We start from the raw sequence: 25,934 nt of genomic DNA on the forward strand, positions 1-25,934 counted from the left end.
CTCTCGACCAATCGGCGTCAAACGGGCATTCTTGTGAATGTTCATCCGGTCCCTCCTTGGACACTGAAGCTTCGCAACCTCAGCATCCTCGGTCCGGACCGGATGGACAACCTAATGAAAGCTCACAGCTAGCGCGCGCCTGATCGGGGCCGCGGCAGTCAGCCGATCAGCTTCACCAGCGTGGTGGCGGCGAGGTAGATGCCGAGCCCGATCAGGGCGAACAGGAACCAGCGCCGGAACGTGTCGGGATGCATCCGGGTGCGCACCGCCTGGCCGGCGAACATGCCGGCGAAGGCGGCCACCATCGCGATCACGCCGGGCAGGGCGGTGGCGGTCGACAGCAGGCCGGCATCGGTGAGGTTCACGGCCAGCGCCAGCGTCGCGGTGGTGAAGAACACGCCGAGCGCCTGCACCAGCTCGTCCTTCTCCATCCCGATTGCCTGGAGATACGGCATCGACGGAATCACCTGGACGCCGGTCGCGGCCGAGATCACCCCGGTGATCAGACCGACCGGACCGCCGACCCATTTCTCCCGGGTCGGCGCGAGGTGGAAGCGGCGCTTGCTGAGGCCGAGGATCCCGTAGGCCACCAGCAGCACGCCGAGCACTAGTGCGCCGTAGCGGGCGTAAGGCCCGGTCATCAGCCCGGCGCCGAGGCGGATGCCGATCACGGTGCCGAGCAGCAGCGGCCACAGCCGGCGCAGGATGTCGCGCAGATAGCTGCCGACGAAGGTCTGCCAGATGTTGGTGACGATCGCCGGCACGATCACGATGGCGACCGCCTGGGCCGGCGGCATCGCGATCGCGAGCAGGCCGATCGACACTGTCGGCAGGCCAAGGCCGATGACGCCCTTGATGAAACCGGCGAACGCGAAGACCGCAGCGATGATCAGGAGAAACGGATCGGACACGAGAGCAAATTGCATGCTCGTCCGGTGTCACACAACCCGCAGTCTGCTCATGGCTGTTCGGAGGCGGCGCCGTCGGCATATTGCGCCGCATAGTCCGCGCTCGGCGGGATCGGCTTGATGATGTCGATCAGCACGCCGTTCGGATCGGCGGTGATGAAATGGCGCTGGCCGAAATCCTCGTCGCGCAACGCCAGCAGGATCGGCAGGCCGGCCCGCTGCAGCCGCTCGTACTCGCGGTCCGGATCGTCGACTTCGAAGTTCAGGATCAAACCCGACACCCGGCCGCGGCCGCCGGCGGGGATCGTCGCGTGCTGGCCGTCGAGGATCGCCAGGTTGACGGCGGGATCCTCGGCCGATTGCAGATGGACGTACCAGTCCGCTTCGAACAGCGGCCGGAAGCCGAAATGCGCGGCGTAGAACTGCGCCGTGCCGGCGACGTCCGAGGTCATGATCACCGGGTAGTAGCTGGTCGGTCGCATCGCTTTCCTCCTCGCCAATAAAAAGATACAGTGTGTATGTATAAAACATGCAGGCTGTATGTATGAAGGCGACCAAGCGACGCACCAATCCCGAACGGTCCAGCGCCACCCAGGCGGCCTTGATCGCCGCTGCCCGGCAGGCGTTCGTCGCCCGCGGCTATGCGGACACCAGCACTCCCGACCTGGTCGCGGCGGCGGGCGTCACCCGCGGCGCGCTGTACCACCACTTCGCCGACAAGCAGGCGCTGTTTCGGGCGGTCGTCGAGGCCGAATCCGCCGCGGTGGCGGCGGAAGTCGAGGCCGGCGCGGCTGAGGGCTCGTCGATCGCAGCGCTGATTTCGGGTGGGGAGGCGTATCTGGACGCGATGGCCGCACCGGGCCGCACCCGGCTGCTGCTGATCGACGCACCCGCGGTGCTCGGCCGCGCCGAGGCCGACGCAATCGATGCCCGGCACGGCGTCGGGACGTTACGGGATGGGCTTCAGGCCGCGGTCGAGGCTGGCGCGATCGCTCCGATTCCGATCGACACCGCAGCGAAACTGCTCGGCGCCGCTTTCGATCGTGCGGCGCTGGAGATCGCCCATGGCGGCGACCGCGGCGACTGTCTCGCCGTGCTGCGGGCGCTGATCGAGGGACTGCGGCGATGACCGCCGCTTCGGGGTTCAGCCGTTCAGGATCTTCATTGCGGCTTCGTGCACGCGCTTATCGCCGGCGGCGATGATGCGGCCGCCGTTCTGGGCTGGTTCGCCTTCCCAGGTGGTGATGATGCCGCCGGCGCCGGTGATGATCGGGATCAGGGCGGCGACGTCATACGGCTTCAATTCGGTCTCGATCACAAGATCGAGCTGTCCGGCGGCGAGCATGCAATAGGAATAGCAGTCGCCGCCATAGCGGGTCAGCCGTGCCTGGGCCTGGACGCGTTCGAAGATGGCGCGGTCGGCGTCGTTCATCAGCAGCGGCGAGGTCGTAAACAGAACAGCGTCTTTGATCGCCGCGCAGCGCCGCACGCCGAGCTTGCGCTCGCCGGACGGGCCCTTGTAGCTCGCAGAGCCGTTGTCGCCGGAAAACCGTTCGCCGATGAACGGCTGGTGCATCATCCCGAACACCGGTACGCCCTTGTGCAGCAGCGCGATCAGCGTTCCCCACACCGGGAACCCGGCAATGAAAGATTTGGTGCCGTCGATCGGATCGAGCACCCAGACGTAATCGGCGTCCTCGCGCTCGTTGCCGAATTCTTCGCCGATGATGCCGTGTTGGGGAAAGCTCGCCTTGATCAGTCGCCGCATCACCGCCTCGGCGGCTCGGTCGGCCTCGGTCACAGGATCGAAATCGCGGCCGGTCTGCTTGTTGTCGATCGTCAGCGAGGTGCGGAAGAACGGCAGGATGGTGTCGCCCGACGAGGTCGCAAGGCGGCCGATAAAGGCGGCGAAATCGATGACCGTCACGGGCGATCCTTTGCGAGCATTGCGGGCAGGAGATGGAATCGCGGCCTCATCTTAGCCGCGCGCGATCGAACCCTGCCTCCTTTATTATGGCGGGCGAGTCCCGGTCCATAGGCTGAATCATCGATAATAAGCCGCACTCACAGCTTTGAGGCGGGCCGTAGCGAGGTGGAACCGGGTGCGACACGAGCGCTCGGATTCGCCCGTGGAGGTCGAGCGGCCTTTGGTCGCGACCGCTCCCATCTCATTGATCCACCTCAAATATTCTGACCAGTTCCGCGGCGTGGACGGTGCTCTGACATGCGTTTTTTGCATGGAGAATCGCCCGAAAACACTTGCGCTTTGTGCGGCGCGGTCGCATATTGTTGCGGTGCGGTAGCGCCTCGCGCTATCGCTGCCCTCCTTGGGCGTTTCCTCCCTAGACTTGGGCCGCTTGCCATCGCAAGCGGCCCTTTTTTCTTGTCGTGCGGTTTTCTTTTGGCCCCCGTCGGAGGGCCGCCTTGCGAATGCAATCAGCCGTTGGTTTGCGGCCGTGATTTCCGGCGCCGACGTCGGTCGGCGGGAGCGACAGGGGCTATTCGGCCGCGGCCTGGAATGGGCGCAGATCGTCGAGCGGGATCGCCGCCAGCGCTTCGGCGAGGCGGCTGAAATCCTCGGCCACGGTACCGAAGCGGTCGCTGCGCAGTCGCAGACGCTCGTCCATGTAAATCGCCCGGTTGAGCTCGACCTGCACGGTGTGCAGCCCGCTTCCCGGATTGCCGTAGTGCTCGGTGATGAAGCCACCCGCATAGGGCTTGTTGCGGCCGGTCGAATAACCGCGCGCCGCCATCGTTTCCTCGATGACCGCGGCGACCAAGGGGGCGCAGCTCGTGCCGTAGCGGTCGCCGATCACGACGTCCGGCCGCTTCGGCTCGTCGCGCGACAGCCCGACCGAGGGCATCGAATGGCAATCCACCAGAACGACTGAGCCGAACTGCTGGTGCGCCTGGCTGATCAGCCGGCGCAGCGCGCGATGATATGGCTTGTACAGCGTCTCGATCCGGCCGAGCGCATCGTCGATGGGGAGGCGCTCGTGATAGATCTCCTGTCCGTCCCCGACCACGCGCGGGATGGTCCCCAGTCCGCCGGCCACTCGCATCGAGCGGGTGTTGGCGAAGCTAGGCAGCCGGCCGTTGAACATCCGCGGGTCGAGCTCGTAGGGCTCGCGATTGACGTCGATATAGGAGCGCGGGAAATGCACCCGCACCACCGGAAATCCGTCGTGGATCAGGTGGCCGATCAATTCGTCCATGAACGAATCCTCGGAGCGCTGCAGCACTTCGAGGTCGATTCGCGACGCGTTCAGAAAGGCATTCGGATAGACCGAGCCGGAATGTGGCGAATTGAAAATGATCGGAGCACGCCAGACCGCCGGCTCGGCGATCTCGAAGGCGGGGGAGAACTCACCGTCGAATTCGGTCATCGTCGTCCGCCACCCGTCAAATCCGCCGTTCTCCTGTCTGTCGGACAGCGCGTCTGGTGATTTGTTGAGAGGTATTGTCGGCAATCGGACCGGCGCTGCCAAGCAAAATCATTCCAGGGAGCAGTGTCGAAAACGCCGAAGCCCGTCAAAAGTGCCGGCCTGCAGGTTTGTTGATTCGGAATCTGATCGGGCGCAGGATTATCTGGACCTCCTCCCGCTGGATGCGGGAATTTCACCCGAAATTTACCAGACTTCGGTCTAAGTGGATCGATCGGTTCTCCTCGCCCGGATTTGAAGTTCCAATCACCATGCACAAGATTCTCCTCGCCGAAGACGACAACGACATGCGCCGCTTCCTGGTGAAGGCGTTGGAAAACGCCGGGTTCCAGGTTTCCTCGTTCGACAACGGCATGTCGGCCTATCAGCGGCTTCGCGAAGAGCCGTTCGAAATGTTGCTGACCGACATCGTGATGCCGGAGATGGACGGGATCGAGCTGGCGCGCCGCGCCTCCGAACTCGATCCCGACATCAAGATCATGTTCATCACCGGATTCGCTGCGGTGGCGCTGAATTCCGATTCGGATGCACCGAAGAATGCCAAGGTCCTGGCCAAGCCCGTGCACCTGCGGGAATTGGTCAGCGAAGTGAATAAGATGCTCGCCGCCTGAGATTGGCGTCGAAATCCTGCTTTGGTGTCCTTGCCTGACCGGCCCGGAGCCGATATAGGGACGCCACCCGTGAAGACGATCTGAGGGCGCGTAGCTCAGCGGGAGAGCACCTCGTTGACATCGAGGGGGTCACAGGTTCGATCCCTGTCGCGCCCACCATCCCTCGGCGGATCGCTCCGCTATCCCCGTTACCTCACCTGCATCCGGTCGGCTCGCGTCGAAGCATCGTCTCCAATTCGGTCGATGGCGAGGGGCGATCAATCGCCGGGCCGGGTCTCCTTGCCCGCCCCGTAGCGCAGGCCGTCGATCAGCAGTGCCACCATACGGTTCGTATGCTCTGGATCGCCGCCTGGCGCCGAATTGCAGAGCTGGGCAACGGCCTTGAGCAGGTCGAACGGGTCGACGTCGCGGCGGATCTCGCCGGCCGCGCCAGCCTTATCCAGCAGGGATTGCAGCGCCGGGACCAGCCGCTGTTCGAAATAGGCCGGGAGGCTGTCATAGGCCGGGTTACCCGAATAAAGCGCCGCCGCCAGGCCGCGCTTGGTGGCGATGAAGTCGACGTAATACTGCATCCAGCGCGACAGCGCCTCGACCGACGGGTACTCCTGCGCCAGCGTCGCGGCTGCATCCGCGCAGCAATCGACGCCGTTGCGAAACACCGCGACGATCAGATCCGACCGCTGCGGGAAGTGCCGATACAGCGTGCCGATTCCGACCCCGGCCTTCTCGGCGATATCCCGCACCGGCGCATCCACGCCCGCCGTCGCGAACACCGCTAGGGCAGCTTCGAGCAGCGTCTTCAGATTGCGCTGCGCGTCCGCCCGGACCCGGCGCGGCGCACGGGCCGCGGAGGTGCCTTGTCGAGGCGGCTTTTCGGGCACAAGAATACCTCTTGATAAACGGAACGATGTTCCGTATAAGGAGTTGCTGGTTCGTTATCTCATATCGAACCCCACCGGGCTATCCGGCAACGCTCAAACAACCAACGCTCCGAACTAACCAGCCGCTCCGCGGTTAGCGAGTTTTCGTCTCGCATTCTTCGTCTCGCGCAACGTGCGCGCGCGAACACGGCCGCTTGCGCGCTCTCATCTCGTCCCCAGGGAGGTCCTATGACCGCTGATCGAACTGCCGCGCCTGCCGCGGCGATCCGCATCAATGGAGTCGACTGTCCGGTCCCCGCCGATCCTCGGGTCTCGCTGCTCGACCTGCTGCGTGAGACCTTGAATCTGCATGGCACCAAGAAGGGCTGCAACCAAGGCGCCTGCGGGGCCTGCACCGTGCTGGTCGACGGCGAGCGCATCGTGTCGTGTCTGTCGCTTGCCGTGCAGAACGCCGGCCGCAGCGTCACCACCATCGAAGGCCTCGCCGGCGACGACGGATTGCATCCACTGCAGCAAGCGTTCATCGAACACGACGGGTTCCAGTGCGGCTATTGCACGCCCGGGCAGATCTGCTCGGCGATCGGCATGGCGACTGAGCTGCAGCGCGGCGTGCCGAGCCACGTTACCCGCGATCTGGCGGCCGAGCATGTTGCGCCGACCGACGACGAAATCCGCGAACGCATGAGCGGCAATCTGTGCCGCTGCGGCGCGCACAATGGCATCATCGCGGCGATCCGCGACACCTACGCGGAGGCTGCGGAATGACTCCCTTCGATTATGCACGAGCCGGCGACGTCGCCGACGCGGTGCGGCTCGGCGCCGCCACGCAGGCCAAATTTCTCGGCGGCGGCACCAATCTGGTCGACCTGATGCGCGAGACCATCGAGCGTCCGGGCGCGCTGGTCGATATCACCGGTCTGCCGCCGGACATCACCGAGCGCGACGATGGCGGCCTGCTGATCGGCGCAGCGGTGCGCAACACCGCCCTCGCGGAGCACCCCGCCGTGCGCCGGCGCTATCCGATGCTGTCGCGCGCGATCCTGGCGGGCGCCTCGGCGCAGATCCGCAACATGGCGACGGTCGGCGGCAATCTGCTGCAACGGACGCGTTGTACTTACTTCTACGACGATGCCGGCTCGTGCTGTAACAAGCGCAATCCGGGCCAGGGCTGCGACGCCATCGACGGCTTCAACCGCAACCACGCGATCCTCGGCGCGTCCGAGGCCTGCGTCGCGACGCATCCCTCCGACATGTGCGTGGCGCTCGCCGCGCTCGACGCGGTGGTTCATGTCGAAGGCGGTCATGGCAAGCGCCAGATGCCTTTCGGCGAATTCCATCGCCTGCCGGGCGACCGCCCGGATCAGGAGACGACGCTTCAACCCGGCGAACTCATCACTGCGATCGAGCTGCCGTCGCAGTCGATCGCGGCGCGCTCGACCTATCGCAAGGTCCGCGACCGCTCGAGCTACGCGTTCGCGCTGGTGTCGGTCGCAGCCGCGCTCGAGCTCGAAGAAGGCAAGGTGAAGGACGTCCGGCTCGCGCTCGGCGGCGTCGCGCACAAGCCGTGGCGGGCGCTGAAGGCCGAGCAGGCGCTACGCGGCGGGGCAGCAACGGCGGAGACGTTCCGCGCCGCGGCCGAGGCGGAACTCACCGATGCGGTCGCGCTGCGCGACAACGCCTTCAAGATCGAACTGGCCAAACGAACCATCACTGCCGTTTTGGCCGAACTTGCAGGAGATGCCCGATGAGCATCGTCAACGAAGCCAAACAAGCCGTGCGCGGCGCCGCGATGGATGTGATGGAGAAAGCCGTCGCGCTCGCGCCCGATAGCTGGGTGCCGGGCGGCGAGCCCGATCCTTTGATCCGCGCCAAGCACGGCTCGATCGGCGCCTTGGTCCCGCGGATCGACGGCCCGCTGAAGGTGAGGGGCGCCGCGCCGTTCGCCGCGGAGTTCGCGCTCGACGGTATGCTCTACGCCGCGCTGATGTTCAGCACCGTGCCGAAGGGCCGGGTCGCCACGCTCGACACGGCTGCGGCCGAAGCCGCCCCGGGCGTCGCGCTGGTGATGACTCATCGCAACGCGCCGCGGATGAAGCCGATGCCGCTGTTCATGACCGCCGAAAAGGCCGGCGGCGGCGACAATCTGCCGATCATGCAGGACGATCGCATCCATTGGAACGGCCAGCCGATCGCGGTCGTGCTGGCGGAAACTCAGGAGCAGGCCGATCACGCCGTCTCGCTGATCCGCGCCACCTACGAGGCGGAAGCGGCGCTGACCAGTCTCGCCACCGCCAAAGCCAAGGGCACCGAGCCAGGCCTGTTCATGGGCCAGCCGCTCAAGGCCGAGAAGGGCGACGCCGAAGCGGCGTTCGCCGACGCTCCGGTCCGCGTCGATCGCCGCTACTCGACGCCCCGGCACAATCACAATGCGATCGAACCGCACGCCGCCACCGTGATGTGGCAGGGCGACAAACTGATCGTGCACGATGCCTCGCAGGCGGTGCAGCACACCGCATGGTCGCTCGGGGATGTGTTCGGCATTGCCGAGCAGCAGGTCCACGTCACTTCGCCATTCGTCGGCGGCGGCTTCGGCGGCAAATGTCTGTGGCAGCATCAGGTGCTGGGCGCGGCGGCTTCCAAGCTCGCCGGCCGGCCGGTGCGGATCGCGCTGTCGCGCGAGGGCGCGTACCGGATGATCGGCGGCCGGACGCTCACCGAACAGCGCTTCGCGATCGGCGCCGAGCCGGATGGTCGCTTCGTTGCGCTGATCCACACCGGCGTAGCCCCGACGTCGCGACAGAACGCGTTTCCCGAACCCTTCATCCTGCCGACGATGAGCAGTTACGCCTCGCCGAACATCAAGCTCGATGTCCAGACCGTGCATCTCGACATGCTGGCCAACACCTTCATGCGGGCGCCGGGCGAGTCGGTCGGGACCTTCGCGATGGAATCGGCGATCGACGAGATGGCGGTGGCGCTCGGTATCGACCCGGTCGAGCTGCGCATCCTCAATCAGCCGACGGAAGATCCGCTGAAGGGCACGCCGTTCTCGTCGCGGCATATCGCCGAGGCGTGGCGGGCCGGCGCCGAACGGTTCGGCTGGTCGCAGCGTAATCCGACCGCCGCCAGCATGCGCGATGGCGAGTGGCTGGTCGGCATGGGCTGCGCCACCGCGACCTATCCGTATCATCGCATGCCGGGTGGTGCGGCGCGGATCACCCTGACCCGCGACGGCAGCGCCACGGTCGAGATCGCCGCGCATGAAATGGGCATGGGCACCGCGACCGCGCATACGCAGGTGGTGGCCGAACGGCTTGGTCTGTCGCGCGATCAGGTGACATTTGCCTATGGCGACTCGACGTTCCCCGGCGTGGTGCTGGCCGGCGGCTCGCAGCAGACCGCATCGATCGGCGCCTCGGTGATCGCCGCGCATCACGTGCTGATCAAGGAACTGCTCAAGCTCGCCGGCAACGACTCGCCGCTCGCGGGCCTCAGCGCCGAGGAAGTCGGCACCGTGAATGGCGGTCTCGCCAAGCTCGACGACACGTCGCGGCATGAGAGCTACGTGTCGATCCTCACCCGGTCGGGCCGCGATCACGTGTCCGCGGAAGGCAGCGCGTCGGCGCCGCTCGAAACCATGCACTGGTCGATGCACTCGTTTGGCGCGCTGTTCTGCGAAGTCGGTGTGAGCAGCGTCACCGGCGAGACCCGCGTCCGGCGCTTCCTCGGATCTTACGATTGCGGCCGCATCCTCAATCCGAAGACCGCGGCGAGTCAGTTCCGTGGCGGCATCATCATGGGCCTCGGCCTGGCGCTGATGGAGGAGACGCAGTTCGACGAGCGCAACGGCCGGATCATGAATCCGAGTCTGGCCGAGTATCACGTCCCCGTGCATCTCGACGTCCCGGAGATCGATGTGATGTGGACCAACATCCCCGATCCGCGCGCCCCGATGGGTGCCCGTGGCATCGGCGAGATCGGTATCACCGGCGTCGGCGCGGCGGTTGCCAACGCCGTGTTCAACGCCACCGGCAGGCGTGTTCGCGATCTGCCACTGACGCTCGACAAGCTGATGTGAGAGAGCGCGGGCCGCAGCAATGCTTGCGGCCTGTTCGTCTCGCTCCGGTTAGGTCGTCTCTTGCTGAAGGCTGAGGGGAGGGAGCGACAATCCCGCGTGACGCAGCCGTCAGCGGCTTTCTGGATGGCGGCGGCCTGACGGATTACTCTTCGTCGGACGGTGTGGCGCCGGTGCAGCTTCGGCACTGCCGCTTGCCATAGGTCGCGATGCTGAGGCTCCTGCAAACTAGACGCTTGGCCATCGCCTGCAGCGGGCTGCGCGCCAATTGAAGCATGAACACCATCTCGAGCATGTCGTCGTCTCCCCACTAGCAACGTCGAGATGGGGTCGAAGCAGCGGGCGCAGTAGCCCCGTTGCAGCGCAGCAGGCATGCGATACATGCATCTGCATTAAAACTGGCCGGATGGTGGCGGGGCGCGGTCCTGGCGCCCCGCCGTCCGATCAGCCGTGCAGCTTGATGGCGGTTTCGGCGATGGTTTTGCCCTGGTAGCGGGCGCCGGCAAGTTCGGTCTCGCTCGGCTGGCGCGAGCCGTCGCCGCCGGTGATGGTGGTGGCGCCATAGGGGGCACCGCCGGTGACCTGGTCCAGCCGCATCTGGTCGCCGAAGCCGTAGTTGAGGCCGACCACCACCATGCCGAAGTGCAGCAGGTTGGTGATGATCGAAAACAGCGTGGTCTCCTGGCCGCCGTGCTGGGTCGCGGTCGAGGTGAAGGCGCCGCCGACCTTGCCGTTCAGCGCGCCGCGCGCCCACAGGCCGCCGGCCTGATCCAGGAAGTTGGACATCTGCGACGCCATGCGGCCGAACCGGGTGCCGGTGCCGATGACGATCGCGTCGTAATTGGCGAGGTCTTCGATGGTCGCGACCGGCGCGGCTTGATCGAGCTTGTAGTGCGAGGCCTTGGCGACGTCCGGCGGCACCAGCTCGGGCACGCGCTTGATGTCGACCTGAGCGCCGGCCTCACGCGCGCCTTCGGCGACCGCGTTGGCCATCGCTTCGATGTGACCGTAAGCCGAGTAGTAAAGAACCAGAACCTTCGCCATGGGGTGTCTCCGTTTGGTTGGTGATGGGGTGGGAGTGTGTCGTTGGTTGGTGGTCATGCGCGGGCTTGACCCGCGCATCCATCCGTCTTCGGAAGAGTCGAGGTGAAGGGGATGGATGGCCGGGTCGAGCCCGGCCATGACGGTGGTGGTTGGCGCGCTAATGACTCACGCCGCGTCGACCAGCACCAGCTCGGCGTCTGCGAGCGCCGTGATGGTGATCTTGGCCTCGTCGCGGATCGCGGCGCCGTCGCGGGCCTCGACTTTGACGCCATTGACCTCGACGCTGCCGACCGCCGGGACCAGATAGAGGTGCCGCGCCTTGTCGGCCTCGTAGGTGGCGATCTCGCCGGCCTTCAGCGTCGTCGCCAGCACCCGCGCGTCGGCACGGATCGGCAGCGCGTCGGTGTCGGACGCAAAGCCAGACGCGATGGTGACGAGCTTGCCGGAACGGTCGGCCTTCGGAAACGGCTTGGAGCCCCAGGTCGGCTGGCCGCCGCCCTGCGTCGGCTCGATCCAGATCTGGAAGATCCGGGTGGTCTCCGGTTCGAGGTTGTACTCGGAGTGCCGCACGCCGGACCCCGCACTCATCACCTGAACGTCGCCGGCCTCGGTGCGGCCCTTGTTGCCGAGCGAGTCCTGATGGGTGATGGCGCCGTCGCGCACATAGGTGATGATCTCCATGTCGCGATGCGGATGCGGCGGAAAGCCGGTGTCGGGGGCGATCTCATCGTCGTTCCAGACCCGCAGGGCGCCGTGGCCCATGTTGTTGGGGTCGTAATAGCTGGCGAAGGAGAAGTGATGCCTGGCCTTGAGCCAGCCATGGTCGGCACCGCCGAGCCGGTCGAAGGGACGGAGTTCAATCATTGAAGCCTCCTCATGTCGGGCGCCGGGTTGGCGCCAGTGACTTGCGTTGGCTGTTGAATAAGGACGATCAAATGTTTCATAAATAGAAATGATCGAAACTCATTGTTTCTGAAATTGAGCTAAGGTGGTATCGTGACCAAGCTGCCGGACTTCGAAGCGCTGGCGATCTTCGCCAAGGTGGTGGAGCTGCGTTCGTTCGCGGCAGCCGCAACCGAATTCGGATTGTCGAAAGCCACCGTATCGAAAGCGGTGACGCGGCTGGAAAACCGGCTGGGAGCGCGTCTGTTCAATCGCACCTCACGCCGGCTGGCGTTGACCGATGCCGGCCACCGGCTCGCCGAGCGCGCCGCGCAGTTGCTCGCCGACGGCGAGGCCGCCGAGGCCGAAGCGCTGGCGCAATCCGCGGCGCCGCGCGGGCTGGTGCGGCTGGCGGTGCCGATGACGTTTGGCGTCAAGGTGATCGCGCCGCTGTTGCCGGAGTTTCTGACCGCGTATCCGGACGTGTCGATCGACCTGCATCTGTCGGACGCGATGGTCGATCTGATCGGCGACGGCTTCGACGCCGGTGTCCGGATCGCCTCGCTGCCGGATTCCTCGCTGGTGGCGCGCCGTCTGTGTGCGATGCCGCGCTATACGGTGGCGTCGAAATCCTATCTGCAGGCGCACGGCAGGCCGACGCATCCGATGCATCTCGCCCAGCACCGCTGCCTCGGCTACGCCTATCTGTCGACGCCGAACACCTGGCACTACAGCAACGACGCCGGCGATCAGGTCGCGGTGCGGCCGGGCGGTCCGCTGCGCGTCAACAACGGCGAGGCGCTGCTGCCGGCGGTGATCGCGGGGCTCGGCATTGCCGACCTGCCGGAGTTCATCGTCGGCGACGCGATTGCGGCCGGCGAGGTCGAAGTGATCCTGGCCGGCTGGCACCAGCGCGAGGGCGCGGTGCATCTGGTGACGCCGCCGGGCGGGCCGCGGCCGGCGCGGGTCGAGGTGCTGTCGGACTTTCTGGCCGATCGGCTTGGCCGCTTGGGTCGCATGCGGCGGAGCGGGCGCTGACCCGCGCGTCCGCGTTATTCCAGTGTGACGTTCACCTCGTAGGCCTTGTCGGGGCCGACCAGCGTGAATTTCAGCACGGCGCCGGAGGCCTGAGCGCCGGACGGCAGCCCCTCGAGCGCGAAGCCGAAGCGGCGCACGCCCGGTGCCGTTCCCTTGATTTCCTTCGGCACCGGCAGTGCCCATTCCGGAGTCGGGCCTTCGACGAACAGGCTGACCTGCGCAGCGGCCGGAGCGACGACATCGACCTCGACCTCCTTGTCGCCTTTGCGCACCACGTCGCGGATCGCGACCGGATTGGCATCGCCGATATTGGCCGGCACCGGGACGGTATCGAGCGCCGCAGCGAGCGCGCCGTCTTGGGTCGATGCGACGCTGGCAAATTCGAGTTCAGGATTCGCCACCACCGGAATGCACAATTTGTCGCAGACCGCGTAGTCCACCGTGGCGCGCAGTGTCACCGGCTTGTCGGCATGCTTGGTCACGATACGCAACGGCAGCACCACCTGGCCTTTGTAACCGAGCGAAGTCCCCCCCGCGCCGTCGGGAAACGCTTGCGGTGCCGGCCACAGGATCGTCACTGCCTCCACATTCTCGGATTTGGAGAAGTCGAACCGCGGCGGCACACCGGAATCGCCTGGGGTGCGCCAATACGTTTTCCAGCCCGGCTGCAACTGGAAAGCGATCCCACCGAGCAGCACGGCACCGCTGCGCGATCCGGCCAGCAGCCGAACCGCAGAGTACTGTTCGCTGATCCAGGGCGACACATCGTCGGCGCGCGCGCCGCAAGCGGTGGCTGCGACGACGGCAGCGGCAAACAGGACGGCACGTGACGGAACGATTGTGGTCATCTTGGCGTATCTAGAGTTTGTGGAGCGGCGGAGCCACTGAATTGACGGTGAAACGGTAGGTATTCGGCGTCCCGAGATTGATTGACAGGATCGGCACCCGATATCAGGATGACGGTGCAACGCGAGGATCCCCTGATGGAGACTGCATCCAAAAGGCCGAAGTCCGGCGCAGCCAAGAAGCCCGCCGCCACCAAGGCGCGCGGCGATGGGCCGAGCTATCTCGACGGCCAGCTCCTGATCGCGATGCCGGTGATGGAAGACGAGCGGTTTGCGCGCTCGGTGATCTACATCTGTGCGCATTCATCGGAAGGCGCCATGGGGATTATCGTCAATCGTCCGGCGGGCAGCATCGATTTCCCCGAGCTTCTGGTGCAGCTCGACATCGTCGAGAAGCCCGAACAGATCAAGCTGCCCGATCACGCCGAGTCCATGAAGGTACTGAGGGGCGGGCCGGTCGAGACCGGCCGCGGGTTCGTGCTGCATTCGAGCGACTTCTTCATCAAGGATGCCACATTGCCGATCGATGACGGCATTTGTCTGACCGCCACGGTCGACATCCTCAAGGCCATTGCTGGCGGCACCGGCCCGAAGCACGCCATCCTGGCGCTCGGCTATGCCGGCTGGGCGCCGGGGCAGCTCGAAAACGAAATCCAGGAAAACGGCTGGCTGCATTGCGATGCCGACGCCGACCTGGTCTTCGGCGACGACATCGAAGACAAATACGACCGCGCGCTGCACAAGCTCGGCATCGAGCCCGGGATGCTGTCCGCGGAGGCCGGGCACGCGTAGCGCAGCACTGACGTCATTGCCCGCGCATGCGGGCGACCCAGTAGTCCAGGGCCGCCCTTACTCCATCGCGAACTCACAGCCGTACTGGATCGCCCGCGTATACCGGCGATGACGTGGGTGTTTCGGGAGGGCACGGCGGCTACAAGCCGCCACCATTTGCCATGCGCCACGTGCTGACAGCGTAGTCGCCTCAGCTCGCGGCTTCCAGGCGCTGCTCTTCGGTGAGCAACTTCATCGCGGCATCGACGTCCATCGGTTCGCCGAAGGCGAAGCCCTGGGCGTATTCGCAGCCGAGCTGATACAGCTCCACCGCATCCGAATCGGTTTCGGCGCCTTCCGCCACCACGTCCATGCCGAGGTCGTGCGCCAGCGCGATGATCGACTTCAGGATCACCGGGCGGGTGCCGCGGCTGGTGGTGCGGACGAACGACTGATCGATCTTGATGGTGTCGAACGGGAAGCGCTGCAGGTAGCTCAGCGACGAATGGCCGGTGCCGAAATCGTCGAGCGACAGCCCGATGCCGAGTTCGCGGATTCGCTGCAGCATCTGGGCGGCGTGCTCCGGATTCTCCATCACCAGCGACTCGGTGAGTTCGAGCTTCAGCGTGCCGCGCGCCACCGACGAGCGCGACGTCACGGTGCGAATGTCGTGCAGCAGATCGTGGCGCAGGAGCTGCCGGGACGACACGTTGACCGAGGCGAAAATCGGCTCTCGCGCGCGCATCGCGCGCTGCCAGATCGAGAGCTGCTTGGCGGTCTGGTCGAGCACGAAAGTGCCGAGTTCGACGATCAGTCCGATTTCCTCGGCGATCGAGATGAACTCGCTTGGCGACATCCGGCCGAGCTTGGGATGATCCCAGCGCGCCAGCGCCTCGAAGCCGGCGATCGAACGATCTTCCAGCCGCACGATCGGCTGGTACAGGATGGTGATTTCCTTGCGCTCGATCGCGCGGCGCAATTCGGATTCCAGCGTCAGCCGGTCGGATTTACGCGCCCGCATCGCCGGCTTGTAAACGTCGATGCGGTCGCCGCCGATCCGCTTGGAGTGATACATCGCCAGCTCGGCGTCCTTGATGATCTCGTCGGAGAGCTGGGTCTGCGGGTCGGACAGTGCGAGGCCGATCGAGGCGGTGAGGAAGATCTCGCGGTCATTGAACGCGATCGGCGCCTTGATGGTCTTGCGGATGGTCTCGGCGAAGGCGGTGATCTTGGCCGGATCCTGCTCGGACAGCAGGATCAGCCCGAACTGATCTCCGGCGATCCGTGCCAGCGTGTCCTGCGGCTTGAGGATGCGGCTGAGCCGGCGCGCCAGCGTCAGCAGAATGGAATCGCCGACCGCGATGCCGACCGAGTCGTTGACCTGCTTGAAGCGGTCGAGGTCGATCACCATCAGGGTCGGCCGCAGCGTCGGCATGGTCTTGGCGAAATTCGCCACCGCGCCGAGACGGTCGATGAACAGCTTGCGGTTGGGCAGGCCGGTGAGGTTGTCGTGCACGCTGTCGTGCAGCATCCGCTCTTCGGCGTTCTTGATATCGGTGACGTCGGTCAGCGTACCGACCACCCGGGTGACTTCGCCGTCGGTGCCGACAACCGGGCGCGCCTTCAGCGAGAACCACATGAAGTGGCCGTCCGGGGTTCGCAGCCGGAAGTCCTGGGTCAGCCGGCCGCGACGCTGGTCGAGCACGCTGTCGAGCGCGGCGCGGAAGCGATCCTGGTCGAGCGGGTGCAGCACTTCGAGCCAGCTCGCCGCCGAGCCTTCCAGCGCGCCGCGCTTGAGGCCGAGCAGGGCCTCGGTCTCGGGACTGGTGAACACCTTGTCGGCCGAGACGTCCCAGTCCCAGATCAGATCGCCGGAGCCGATCAGAGCCAGCGCGCGGCGCTCGACGTCGGAGATCACCCCGCCGGTGGCGCCGCCGCCCGAGAATGCGTGCTGCATCACGGTGAAGCCGATCAGCATCACGATCAGCACCAGGCCGCCGAGCAGCGCCGGGCCGACGATGTCGTTGGTGACGGCGCCGGCCACCGCCATGCCCGAGGCCACCACCCACACCACCAGCAGAAACCAGGTCGGGATCAGCAACACGGCGCGGTCGAAGCCGTGGGTCGACAGGTAGACGATCAGAGCGAAGCCGGCGAATGCGATCAGCACCAGCGAAATTCGCGCGATGCCGGACGCGACCGCGGGATCGAACAGCGCCAGCGCCACCAGCGAGCCGAGGAAGGCGAGCCAGCCCAGCGTGATGTGCGAGTAGCGCACGTGCCAGCGACTGAGATTGAGATAGGCGAACAGGAACACCAGCAGCGTCGCGGCCAGGATCGCCTCGCCGGAGGCGCGCCACACTCGCTCTGCACCGGACGACATGTCCAGCACCTTGCCCCAGAAGCCGAAATCAATCCCGATATAGACCAGCACAGCCCATGCCAGCGCCGCCGCGGCGGGGAACATGATGCTGCCCTTGACCACGAACAGGATGGTCAGCACCAGCGCCAACAGGCCGGAAATGCCGATCACGATGCCCTGGTACAGCGTGAACGAGTTGACCTTGTCCTTGTAGGCCTCCGGCTCCCACAAATAGAGCTGCGGCAACTTGTCGGTGCGCAGCTCGGCCACGAAGGTGATCACCGAGCCGGGATCGAGCGTGATGCGGAAGGTGTCGGCGGTCGGGCTTTCCTGCCGCTCCGGGCGGTCGCCGGTCGACGGCGTAATGGTGGCGATGCGCGACATGCCGAGATCTGGCCACAAAAGGCCGGAGCCGACCATCCGGTAGTGCGGCGCCACGATCAGACGGTCGAGCTGATCGTCGGTGTTGTTGGCGAGCGCGAACACCACCCAGTTCTGGCCGCCCTCGCGGGCGCGCACCTCGACGCGGCGGACGATGCCGTCGTTGCCGGGAGCGGTCGAGATCTGAATCCGGTCGTTGTCGCTGTGCAGATGCTCCAGCACCCCGGTGAGATCGATTGCCGGCGCGTCGCTGCGGACGCTGACGGCATCGAGCGCGTGTGCCTGCGGGGCAGCCGCAATCATCATCACGCCCAGCGCCAGCAGCGCGAGGCATCGGATCAGACGCAAGTCGGTTCTCCGCGTTCACACCAGTCCGAACGGCGCGGCCCCGCGCACCGTGAGCGACCGATAGATGACATGAAAGCGAGTGAAAACATAGACTTTACAGCAAGCCTCGGGCTCGCCCCACTCACACGGTCAACACAATTTTGCCAATATGTTGGCTGGTTTCCATCCGCCGGTGGGCATCGGCGGCGTCGCGTAGCTCGAAGGTGCCGTCGATCAACGGCTTGATCCGGCCCTGGTCGAGCAGCGGCATCACCTCGGCTTCGATCGCCGCGACCATTGCGGCCTTGTCGGCGTTGGAGCGCGGCCGCAGCGTCGAGCCGGTGTGCTGCAGCCGTTTGGTCATCAGCTTGGCGAAGTTGACGTTGGCCTTGGCGCCGCCGAGAAACGCGATCTGCACGACGCGGCCGTCGATCGCGGCGGCGTCGTAGTTGCGTTCGATGTAATCGCCGCCGACCATGTCGAGGGTCACATCGGCGCCTTTGCCGCCGGTCGCTTCCTTCACCGCGGCGACGAAGTCCTCGGTCTTGTAGTTGATGGCACGGCTGGCGCCGAGCTTCACACAGGCATCGGCCTTGTCTTGCGAGCCGACCGTTGTGATCACAGTAGCGCCGCGCGCGACCGCCAGTTGGATCGCCATCGTACCGATCCCCGACGAGCCGCCGTGCACCAGCAGCGTTTCGCCGGATACCAGCCGGCCGCGCTCGAACACGTTGTGCCACACCGTCATCAGCGTCTCGGGCGTGGCGCCGGCTTCGATCATCGAATAGGCCGCCGGCACCCTGATGGCCTGGGCGTCCTGGGCGATGCAGTATTCGGCATAGCCGCCGCCGGCCACCAGCGACATCACCTTGTCGCCGAGCTTGTGCCGGCTGGCACCGTCTCCGAGCGCCACCACGGTGCCGGCGATCTCCAGCCCAGGAAGGTCGCTGGCGCCGGGCGGCGGCGGATAGGAGCCCGAGCGCTGTGCCACGTCGGGACGGTTCACGCCCGCGGCCGCGACCTTGACGAGAAGTTCCCCCTTGCCCGGAGCCGGCACGTCCCGCGTTTCCGGTTTCAGAACCTCGGGGCCGCCCGGCTTGCTGATGCCGACCACGGTCATTTGCGAAGGGATCGGTTCCATGGTTTTTCCTTGGCTGGCGGAGCGGGTGGGTGTCATCTGCCGGAACACGGGTTGATTAGACAGCCGGAGCTCGGCTGGCAACCGCAGCGGATCACGAACGGGCGAGGACCAGATGGCGATCGATGACGAGGACAAGCCGAGAACCAAGACCAGCCACGAGATCGGACAGGATTTGTCGCTGTTGTCGGTGGAGGAACTCGACGCGCGGATCGCTTTGCTGAAAGCCGAGATTGCCCGGCTGGAAACCGCGCTGACGATGAAGCGCGCGACACGCGAGGCTGCGGATCGCATCTTCAGATCGTAAACGAAAAGTTGATAGCAGGCCGTGCGCCTGTCTCGTTCTGGGACGGTCGCAAGGGCGCTGTCATGGCAAATCGAGCGTAAACAAATTCACTCATTTACGCGCGATTAAGCTTTCCCGCCTATTACTGTGGATGTCCATCTTTGGACCGAGTGGCTCCTGTCCACTCTGTTTTGACGCCTCCCTGTTATCAACTTAAAAGCCGCCGGAAACGGCGGCTCTTTTTTGGCCTCGGTATAGTCCGCAGTGCCGGCGTCACGCTTTGGTCATTGACCGCCACAATGCTGTGTCTGAAGCTGCGTTAACCTTTGCGCGCGGGTCCGCTGGACTCCGTGCGAAGGCGGCGTAATGATTTGTTCATCATAAGTCGGTGCGCAGCTTCGCGACCCGGCAAAGTACCCGGTAGTGTGAGGCGTTGATCATGTCCGATGTCGCGCAGGGCGAATCCGCCTTGGTGGTGCTCAGCGAGCGGCTGACCAGTTCGGCTGCGTTCACCGCTCTGTTTCGGGAAGGCATGGATCTGGTCGAGGAGACCGCCGCCTATCTCGACGGCGAGGGGCGCGCCGAAGCCAAGCTGCTCGATCGAGCGGTCAGTCTGACCTATGCCACCGAGAGCATGCGGTTGACCACCCGTTTGATGCAGCTCGCCTCCTGGCTGTTGCTGCACCGGGCGGTGAAGGAAGGCGAGATGACGCTGATTCAGGCCAACCGCGAAAAGACCAAGGTCAAGCTGTCGGCCGCTGACCCCGGCGCGCCGGACGTGCTCGAGCGGTTGCCGGAACAGTTGCAGTCGCTGATCGCGCGGTCGATGAACCTGCAGAGCCGGATCCGCCGGCTGGACTCCAGCATGCACACACCGCCGGAGCCGGTTGCGGTCGGCAATCCGCTGGTGCCGCAGCTCAATATGCTGAAGGCTGCGTTCGAGAACTGAGGTCTCGGCCCCCGGTCGGAATCGAAGTGGCTGTGGCCGGGTTCGTCCCGGCCATTGGCATTTTGGGGGCGGGTTGTCCCCAAGTGTCGCCGATGCTTGCAACCATTTGATACGCCAACGCAAAACGCCCCGCGCGAGCGGAGCGTTTGTCGTATTGGGTCTCGAAGAAGCGGCGAGCAGCCGGCGAAAGGCCGGCGCCGGCTCAATCCTTCTTGAGGAAGCCCGAGAACTTCTTCTGGAAGCGCGACACGCGGCCGCCGCGGTCGAGCACCTGCTGAGTGCCGCCGGTCCAGGCCGGATGCGACTTCGGGTCGATGTCGAGGTTCAGCTTGTCGCCTTCCTTGCCCCAGGTCGACCGCGTCTGGTACTCGGTTCCGTCAGTCATGACGACGGTAATGGTATGATAGTCCGGGTGAATTTCGGTCTTCATGGGTGATCCCTTGCGCTCGCCGGCGCCTGCATCGCGATGATTTCGGGCGAATTTGCCGGGCTCTATATCCCAGCCGCGCCGCGTGCACAAGGCGCAGCACACGATCCGGTGACCGGGGTGTCCCGGATTTGCAAGCCGCGTCGATTGCGGCCTATGTGATGCCGCCTGAAGCGTTTTCCATCGATTTGGCAGTTCCGAATGACGGCACCGAACAAACCGCAGAGCTCCAACTCCGACGCCTCGGCGATCAGTCTGTCGCTGGACGCGATCGCGGCGACTGAGAACGTCGGTCCGCGCACCGGCACGTTGCGGGCGGACGCCGACCCCAGCCAGGTCGAGGAGGTGGCGGCAGTCGTCAAGCGCAGCCGGTTGAAGCCGCTGCTGGCCCTGGCGCCCTACGTGGTCCGCTATCGCGGTCGCGCGATGCTCGCCCTGATGGCGCTGATCGTCGCCGCGGTCACTACGCTGATGGTGCCGATCGCGGTTCGCAGGCTGATCGACTTTGGTTTCAGCGCCGAAGGCATCGAGTTGATCAACAGTTACTTCACCGTGATGCTCGGCGTCGTTGCAGTGCTCGCGGTCGCCAGCGCCGCCCGCTACTATCTGGTGATGACGATCGGCGAGCGGATCGTCGCCGACGTCCGCCGCGACGTGTTCCGGCATCTCACCGCATTGTCGCCGGCGTTCTTCGATTCCGCCCGCAGCGGCGAATTGATCTCGCGGCTCACCGCCGACACCACCCAGATCAAATCGGCGGTCGGCGCCTCGGTGTCGATCGCACTGCGCAACATGCTGCTGTTCGCCGGCGCGATCTCGATGATGGTGATCTCGAGCCCGCGGCTGTCCGGCTTCGTGCTGGCGGCGATTCCGCTGATCGTGATTCCGCTGGTGGCGTTCGGGCGCTGGGTCCGCCGGCTGTCGCGCAACGCGCAGGATACGCTGGCCGATGCCTCGGCCTACGCGGCCGAACTGGTCGGGGCGATCCGCACGGTGCAGGCCTATACCAACGAGCGGGTCGCCAATGCCCGGTTCGGCGGCGCTGTCGAATACTCTTACGATGCGGCGCGTCGATCGACCGCGGCGCGGGCCCTACTCACCGCGATCATCATCTTCATCGTGTTCGCCAGCGTGGTGGCGATCCTGTGGGTCGGTTCTCACGACGTCGCCACCGGCGCCATCACCCCCGGCAGGCTCGGCCAGTTCATCCTGTACGCGGTGTTTGCCGCCTCCAGCCTCGGTCAGCTCAGCGAGGTGTGGGGCGAAGTTTCGGCGGCCTCCGGCGCAGCCGAACGGCTGTTCGAGATTTTGCGGGTGAAGCCGGAGATCGCAGCCCCGGCGCAGCCCAAGGCACTGCCGATGCCGGTGCGCGGCGAGGTGGTTTTCGACAATGTCAGCTTCTCCTATCCGACTCGTCCGGACTTCCTGGCGCTGGACGGCCTGTCGCTGACTATCAAGGCCGGCGAGAAGGTGGCGATTGTCGGACCTTCCGGGGCCGGCAAGAGTACGCTGTTCCACCTGCTGCTGCGGTTCTACGATCCGAAATCCGGCAAGATCGCGCTCGATGGGGTCGCCATCGACACCGCCGATCCGCAGGCGGTGCGCGAGCGGATCGCGCTGGTGCCGCAGGATTCGGTGGTGTTCGCCGCGACCGCGCGCGACAATATCCGGTTCGGCCGCGACGACGCCAACGAACTCGATGTCGAGCGCGCGGCGCAGCAGGCCCATGCCACCGAATTCATCTCGCGCCTGCCGGAAGGCTTCGACACCAAGCTAGGCGAGCGCGGCGTAACGTTGTCGGGCGGCCAGCGTCAGCGCATTGCCATCGCCCGCGCCATCCTGCGCGACGCGCCGCTGCTGCTGCTCGACGAGGCGACCTCGTCGCTCGATGCCGAAAGCGAGGTGCTGGTGCAGACTGCGTTGCAGCAGTTGATGCGTCATCGCACCACGCTGGTGATTGCCCACCGCCTCGCCACCGTGCTGTCTTGCGACCGCATCGTGGTGATGGAACACGGCCGGATCGTCGAGCAGGGCACCCACGCCCAACTCGTCGCCCGCGGCGGTCTCTACGCCCGCCTCGCCAAGCTGCAGTTCGAGGCGGCGTAGGTTCGCGTTTACTCCGAACGGCTGGGTAGGTTCGGATCTCGCGCGGCATGACGGACAGCGTGGATGGTGATCTCGTCTGCGCCGACCTCGGAGAAGATCAGATACGGATAGGGCGTCGTGACCAGACGCCTGACCGCTGCGTCGTCTGTCCGCGTGCCCACTCTCGGATACGTGCGAAGCAATTCGATTGCGCTTCGAATTCGCACTTGGACACGCTTTGCGCCGTGCGGCGATTGTTCGGCAATATAGGCGAGGATGGCACTGAGATCGGCGGGCCGGCTCGGTGAACCGGACCTTCACAGGTCGTACTTGGTCCAAAGCATGCGGACATCTTCATCGGAAGCGAAGGCTCCGCGCTTGGCCGCGGCTTTCGAGCGTTCGATTGCGGCGCGCTCGTCGTCCGACAGCTCGACAACGACGTTATCGTCGCCGGTGAGCTGCAGCACCACCCGCGCAATATCGTCCTGCAGTTCGGCAGGAAGACTGCGGGCCACTTCCAGCGCCTGATCGAGCAGCTTGGTCATCGCCTGAGACTAGCAATTCTCGGCAGCTTGCGGAAGCTCAGGGACGCCACAGCATGTTCAGCACCGGCCGGCCGGAGCTGTTGAGCTCCTCGCCGGTCACCGCGAAGCCGTTGCGGCGGTAGAACTTGATGGCGCGGTAGTTGTCGGCGTTGACCTTGAGCGTGACCTCGGTCGGCGAACGGCGCTTGGCCTCATCGACCAGCGCCTCAGCGACACCCCAGCCCCAATGTTCCGGCTCAACCACGAGCTGGTCGAGATAGCCGGCCGCGTCGATGGTGACGAAGCCGATGAGCGCGGCGCTCTGTTCGGCGACGATGATCGCGGCCTGCGGCACCAGCTCGGTGCGCCAGCGCTCGCGCCACCAATCGACCCGCTTGGTGAAGTCGATCGCCGGGTAGGCGAGCTGCCAGGTCCGCAGCCACAGCGCGATCGCGGGATTTTCGTCGGCGGCAGTGTAGGGGCGGAGGGTGAAGTTGTGTGATGTCATCGCACGTACCATGAACCGTCATTCCGGGCCTGTGCTTCTGGCGCAGCGCATCCCGGAATGACGACGGAGAGGATATTTGCCGCCCAAGCTCACCGCTCCGTCAGCTTCAGTTCGATCCGGCGGTTGCGCCTGTAGGCGTCTTCGGTGTCGGCGGTGTCGAGTGGCTGGAATTCGGCGAAGCCGGCGGCGACCAGGCGCTGCGCCGGCACGCCGCGCGACATCAGATATTGCACCACCGAGATGGCGCGGGCGCTCGACAGCTCCCAGTTCGACCTGAACGCACCGGTGATCGGCCGCCTGTCGGTGTGGCCGTCGACACGCACCACCCAGGGCAGCTCGGCCGGGATTTGCTTGTCGAGCTCCTTCAGCGCGTCGGCGACCTTGTCGAGCTCGGCACGGCCTTCCGGCAGCAGCAGCGCCTGACCGGTATCGAAGAATACTTCGGACTGGAAGACGAAGCGATCGCCGACGATGCGGATGTCGGGCCGGTCGCCGAGGATGGCGCGCAGCCGGCCGAAGAACTCCGAGCGGTAGCGCGACAGCTCCTGCACCCGCTGCGCCAGCGCGACGTTCAGGCGCTGGCCGAGGTCCGCGATTCTGCTCTGGGACTCCTTGCCGCGCTTTTCGGATGCGTCGAGCGCGTCTTCCAGCGCGGCGAGCTGGCGGCGCAGCGCGGCGATCTGCTGGTTCAGCACCTCGACCTGCGCCAGCGCGCGCGACGAGATCTGCTTCTCCGAATCCAGTGCCTTGTTCAGTTCGCCGGCGCGGCCGGCGGCGTCGTTGCCGGCGCCGGCGAGGCCGTCATACAGGCCCTTGACGCGGTCGCGCTCGCTCTCGGCGGCCGACAATCCCGCGCGCATCTGCGCGAGCTGTTCTTCGAGATTGAGCTTGCCGAGCTTCTCGAGCGACAGGATGTCGTTGAGCTGTGCGATCCTGGCATTCAGCTCGGCCAGCGCCTTGTCCTTGCCGGTGACCTCCTGCGACAGGAAGAACTGCACCACGAGAAATACCGTGAGCAGAAACACGATGCCGAGGATCAGCGTCGACAGCGCGTCGACGAAGCCGGGCCAGTAGTTGAAGCCGGACTCCTGCCGGCGGCCACGGGCGAGCGCCATCAGCCCTTCTCCGGCTGGCGCACCAGTTCGGTCAGCAGTTCCTTGATTTCGCGGTTCTGTTCGCCCTGGGCGTCGGCCCATTCGCGGATCATCTGCTGCTCGTTGCGCATATGCGCCACCAGGCTCTGGATCGCGTTGGCGAGGTTGGCCATCGCGGCGGTGGTGGCGCGGTTGGCGCCGCCGTCTTCCAGCGTCAGCCGGAGCCGCTCCAGCGCGGCTTGCAGATCCGCGCTGCCGGCGAGCACGCCGTCTCCCGTCTGGCCGCGCACGGCCGAGGCCAGCCAGTCTTCGAGGTCGGTATAGAACCGATTCTGCGCCTGGCTGGATTGCAGGTCGAGAAAGCCGAGGATCAGCGATCCGGCGAGACCGAACAGTGACGACGAGAACGAAATCCCCATGCCGCCGAGCGGCGCGGCGAGCCCCTCCTTCAGCGTGTCGAACAGTGAGCCGGCATCGCCGGTGACCTTCAGGCTGCCGATCACCGCGCCGATCGAGCCGACGGTTTCGATCAGGCCCCAGAACGTGCCGAGCAGGCCGAGGAACACCAAGAGCCCGGTCATGTAGCGAGAGATGTCGCGGGCCTCGTCGAGCCGTGTCGCGATCGAGTCGAGCAGGTGCCGCATCGTCTGCGGCGAGATCGCGATCCGTCCCGAACGTTCGCCGCCGAGGATCGCCGCCATCGGCGCCAGCAGGCTCGGCCTTCGGTCGAGCGCCAGCCCGGGATCGTTGAGGCGGAAATTGTTGACCCAACTGACCTCGGGATACAGCCGGACCACCTGGCGGAAGGCCAGCACGATGCCGATCACCAGCACCGCGCAGATCAGGCCGTTGAGGCCCGGATTGGCCATGAACGCGGCCAGGATCTGCTTGTACAGCACCACCACGATCAGCGCGCACAGCACCAGGAACACCAGCATCCGCACCAGGAAGATTCGCGGCGACGACAGCTTGTCGAGTTCGATCTCCATCGCGCGGTGCGGGGAAGGGCCTGAAGCCATCGTCGGTTCTGTCTCCGGTTTGCCGGAAGCGGCTGTTTCACCCAATATGGCACAGCGCGGCCCGGAAGGAAGCCGCCGCGGCGGTTATCCGCGTCCGCGTGGGCCGAGGAACTCGAATCCGAAACGTCGACGCGGCCAAGACGTATCTGCCGGTTCAGCATGGCAGTCGAACGACGGGTGGATGATGACAGGTGTGTATCTCGGAGCGCTGGCGGGAATCGCGGTGGCGCTGGCGGTGCTGATGGCGGGCGCCTGGGTGGTGCAGCAGCGCACCGGCAATTCCGGCTGGGTCGACACCTGTCTCTTATACACAACTCCGAGCCCACGAGACGCTCA

General features: G+C 65.6%; 27 protein-coding genes and 1 tRNA gene. 11 read left to right on the forward strand and 17 right to left on the reverse strand.

What is annotated here, in order from left to right; all coding sequences use genetic code 11:
• Positions 1-158 precede the first annotated feature (158 nt).
• On the reverse strand, positions 159-926 hold the full coding sequence (locus tag DU475_RS14400; protein WP_164632508.1) for a sulfite exporter TauE/SafE family protein: 768 nt from the start codon (positions 924-926) through the stop codon (positions 159-161).
• 32 nt (positions 927-958) lie between these two features.
• On the reverse strand, positions 959-1,390 hold the full coding sequence (locus DU475_RS14405) for a VOC family protein (RefSeq protein WP_047309247.1): 432 nt from the start codon (positions 1,388-1,390) through the stop codon (positions 959-961).
• A 62-nt stretch (positions 1,391-1,452) separates the two neighbouring features.
• On the opposite strand from DU475_RS14405, the gene DU475_RS14410 reads away from it, so the two are divergent.
• On the forward strand, positions 1,453-2,037 hold the full coding sequence (locus tag DU475_RS14410) for a TetR/AcrR family transcriptional regulator (protein WP_164632509.1): 585 nt from the start codon (positions 1,453-1,455) through the stop codon (positions 2,035-2,037).
• Between the two features lie 15 nt (positions 2,038-2,052).
• Here the strand turns inward: DU475_RS14410 and hisN are convergent, their stop codons facing one another.
• On the reverse strand, positions 2,053-2,835 hold the full coding sequence (gene hisN / locus DU475_RS14415; RefSeq protein WP_013500849.1) for a histidinol-phosphatase: 783 nt from the start codon (positions 2,833-2,835) through the stop codon (positions 2,053-2,055).
• Positions 2,836-3,406: 571 nt separating this feature from the next.
• Positions 3,407-4,294 carry an N-formylglutamate amidohydrolase gene (locus tag DU475_RS14420; RefSeq protein ID WP_164632510.1) on the reverse strand — a complete coding sequence of 296 codons (888 nt, stop codon included), beginning with the start codon at positions 4,292-4,294 and terminating at the stop codon, positions 3,407-3,409.
• 308 nt (positions 4,295-4,602) lie between these two features.
• Here DU475_RS14420 and cpdR point away from each other — a divergent pair, with 308 nt between their 5' ends.
• Entirely contained in the window at positions 4,603-4,962 is a 360-nt protein-coding gene (gene cpdR, locus DU475_RS14425; RefSeq protein ID WP_011156442.1) for a cell cycle two-component system response regulator CpdR, read from the forward strand.
• A gap of 84 nt (positions 4,963-5,046) precedes the next feature.
• Positions 5,047-5,121, forward strand: a tRNA-Val gene (locus DU475_RS14430).
• A 98-nt stretch (positions 5,122-5,219) separates the two neighbouring features.
• Here the strand turns inward: DU475_RS14430 and DU475_RS14435 are convergent.
• A complete protein-coding gene (locus DU475_RS14435) occupies positions 5,220-5,843 on the reverse strand; it encodes a TetR/AcrR family transcriptional regulator (RefSeq protein ID WP_164632511.1) in 624 nt (207 codons plus the stop codon).
• A gap of 228 nt (positions 5,844-6,071) precedes the next feature.
• Here DU475_RS14435 and DU475_RS14440 point away from each other — a divergent pair, with 228 nt between their 5' ends.
• Genes DU475_RS14440 through DU475_RS14450 form a run of 3 tightly spaced genes read left to right on the forward strand, consistent with a single transcriptional unit; the run spans position 6,072 to position 9,921 of the window.
• Entirely contained in the window at positions 6,072-6,608 is a 537-nt protein-coding gene (locus tag DU475_RS14440; protein WP_164632512.1) for a (2Fe-2S)-binding protein, read from the forward strand.
• Entirely contained in the window at positions 6,605-7,591 is a 987-nt protein-coding gene (locus DU475_RS14445) for an FAD binding domain-containing protein (RefSeq protein WP_164632513.1), read from the forward strand. Before DU475_RS14440 ends, DU475_RS14445 begins: the two co-directional genes overlap by 4 nt.
• A gap of 50 nt (positions 7,592-7,641) precedes the next feature.
• Complete coding sequence (locus tag DU475_RS14450) at positions 7,642-9,921, forward strand: xanthine dehydrogenase family protein molybdopterin-binding subunit (RefSeq protein WP_246700325.1); 2,280 nt, start codon at positions 7,642-7,644, stop codon at positions 9,919-9,921.
• A gap of 142 nt (positions 9,922-10,063) precedes the next feature.
• Here DU475_RS14450 and DU475_RS24105 read toward each other — a convergent pair whose 3' ends face one another.
• From DU475_RS24105 to DU475_RS14460, 3 genes are all read right to left on the reverse strand, one after another.
• Positions 10,064-10,213, reverse strand: a complete 150-nt coding sequence (locus DU475_RS24105) for a hypothetical protein (protein ID WP_013500856.1) — start codon at positions 10,211-10,213, stop codon at positions 10,064-10,066.
• A gap of 149 nt (positions 10,214-10,362) precedes the next feature.
• Positions 10,363-10,962: an NAD(P)H:quinone oxidoreductase gene (wrbA, locus tag DU475_RS14455; RefSeq protein ID WP_012494572.1), complete on the reverse strand. Its 600-nt coding sequence runs from the start codon at positions 10,960-10,962 to the stop codon at positions 10,363-10,365.
• A 165-nt stretch (positions 10,963-11,127) separates the two neighbouring features.
• Positions 11,128-11,826: a pirin family protein gene (locus tag DU475_RS14460; protein WP_164632515.1), complete on the reverse strand. Its 699-nt coding sequence runs from the start codon at positions 11,824-11,826 to the stop codon at positions 11,128-11,130.
• A 132-nt stretch (positions 11,827-11,958) separates the two neighbouring features.
• Here DU475_RS14460 and DU475_RS14465 point away from each other — a divergent pair, with 132 nt between their 5' ends.
• Entirely contained in the window at positions 11,959-12,882 is a 924-nt protein-coding gene (locus DU475_RS14465; RefSeq protein ID WP_164632516.1) for a LysR family transcriptional regulator, read from the forward strand.
• 14 nt (positions 12,883-12,896) lie between these two features.
• Here the strand turns inward: DU475_RS14465 and DU475_RS14470 are convergent, their stop codons facing one another.
• On the reverse strand, positions 12,897-13,730 hold the full coding sequence (locus DU475_RS14470) for a protein-disulfide reductase DsbD domain-containing protein (RefSeq protein ID WP_013500859.1): 834 nt from the start codon (positions 13,728-13,730) through the stop codon (positions 12,897-12,899).
• 135 nt (positions 13,731-13,865) lie between these two features.
• On the opposite strand from DU475_RS14470, the gene DU475_RS14475 reads away from it, so the two are divergent.
• Positions 13,866-14,519, forward strand: coding sequence for a YqgE/AlgH family protein (locus DU475_RS14475; RefSeq protein ID WP_013500860.1), 654 nt, complete (start codon positions 13,866-13,868; stop codon positions 14,517-14,519).
• A gap of 190 nt (positions 14,520-14,709) precedes the next feature.
• Here the strand turns inward: DU475_RS14475 and DU475_RS14480 are convergent, their stop codons facing one another.
• Both DU475_RS14480 and DU475_RS14485 read right to left on the reverse strand, forming a co-directional pair.
• On the reverse strand, positions 14,710-17,589 hold the full coding sequence (locus DU475_RS14480; RefSeq protein WP_164632517.1) for an EAL domain-containing protein: 2,880 nt from the start codon (positions 17,587-17,589) through the stop codon (positions 14,710-14,712).
• A gap of 121 nt (positions 17,590-17,710) precedes the next feature.
• The gene (locus tag DU475_RS14485; protein WP_164632518.1) at positions 17,711-18,709 is read right to left on the reverse strand and encodes an NAD(P)H-quinone oxidoreductase; all 999 of its coding nucleotides are present in this window, start codon (positions 18,707-18,709) and stop codon (positions 17,711-17,713) included.
• Positions 18,710-18,821: 112 nt separating this feature from the next.
• Here DU475_RS14485 and DU475_RS14490 point away from each other — a divergent pair, with 112 nt between their 5' ends.
• On the forward strand, positions 18,822-19,013 hold the full coding sequence (locus DU475_RS14490; protein ID WP_013500863.1) for a DUF1192 domain-containing protein: 192 nt from the start codon (positions 18,822-18,824) through the stop codon (positions 19,011-19,013).
• Between the two features lie 418 nt (positions 19,014-19,431).
• Positions 19,432-19,941, forward strand: coding sequence for a protease adaptor protein RcdA (rcdA, locus tag DU475_RS14495; RefSeq protein ID WP_013500864.1), 510 nt, complete (start codon positions 19,432-19,434; stop codon positions 19,939-19,941).
• Positions 19,942-20,143: 202 nt separating this feature from the next.
• On the opposite strand, the gene rpmE is transcribed toward rcdA, so the two are convergent.
• On the reverse strand, positions 20,144-20,371 hold the full coding sequence (rpmE, locus tag DU475_RS14500; RefSeq protein ID WP_011156453.1) for a 50S ribosomal protein L31: 228 nt from the start codon (positions 20,369-20,371) through the stop codon (positions 20,144-20,146).
• Positions 20,372-20,569: 198 nt separating this feature from the next.
• Between rpmE and DU475_RS14505 the strand changes: the two genes are divergently transcribed.
• A complete protein-coding gene (locus tag DU475_RS14505; protein WP_013500865.1) occupies positions 20,570-22,474 on the forward strand; it encodes an ABC transporter transmembrane domain-containing protein in 1,905 nt (634 codons plus the stop codon).
• Positions 22,475-22,482: 8 nt separating this feature from the next.
• Here the strand turns inward: DU475_RS14505 and DU475_RS14510 are convergent, their stop codons facing one another.
• From DU475_RS14510 to DU475_RS14530, 5 genes are all read right to left on the reverse strand, one after another.
• The gene (locus DU475_RS14510; RefSeq protein ID WP_349644191.1) at positions 22,483-22,731 is read right to left on the reverse strand and encodes a type II toxin-antitoxin system RelE/ParE family toxin; all 249 of its coding nucleotides are present in this window, start codon (positions 22,729-22,731) and stop codon (positions 22,483-22,485) included.
• Between the two features lie 39 nt (positions 22,732-22,770).
• Positions 22,771-22,998 carry a hypothetical protein gene (locus DU475_RS14515; protein WP_013500867.1) on the reverse strand — a complete coding sequence of 76 codons (228 nt, stop codon included), beginning with the start codon at positions 22,996-22,998 and terminating at the stop codon, positions 22,771-22,773.
• Positions 22,999-23,035: 37 nt separating this feature from the next.
• Positions 23,036-23,485, reverse strand: a complete 450-nt coding sequence (locus tag DU475_RS14520) for a GNAT family N-acetyltransferase (RefSeq protein WP_047309259.1) — start codon at positions 23,483-23,485, stop codon at positions 23,036-23,038.
• Positions 23,486-23,574: 89 nt separating this feature from the next.
• The gene (locus tag DU475_RS14525; protein WP_047309260.1) at positions 23,575-24,600 is read right to left on the reverse strand and encodes a peptidoglycan -binding protein; all 1,026 of its coding nucleotides are present in this window, start codon (positions 24,598-24,600) and stop codon (positions 23,575-23,577) included.
• Positions 24,600-25,598, reverse strand: a complete 999-nt coding sequence (locus DU475_RS14530) for a flagellar motor protein MotA (RefSeq protein ID WP_142881881.1) — start codon at positions 25,596-25,598, stop codon at positions 24,600-24,602. The genes DU475_RS14525 and DU475_RS14530 overlap by 1 nt, the downstream gene beginning before the upstream one ends.
• Positions 25,599-25,934: the final 336 nt, after the last annotated feature.

The organism is Rhodopseudomonas sp. WA056, assembly GCF_010906995.1.
GTDB lineage: Bacteria > Pseudomonadota > Alphaproteobacteria > Rhizobiales > Xanthobacteraceae > Rhodopseudomonas > Rhodopseudomonas palustris_G.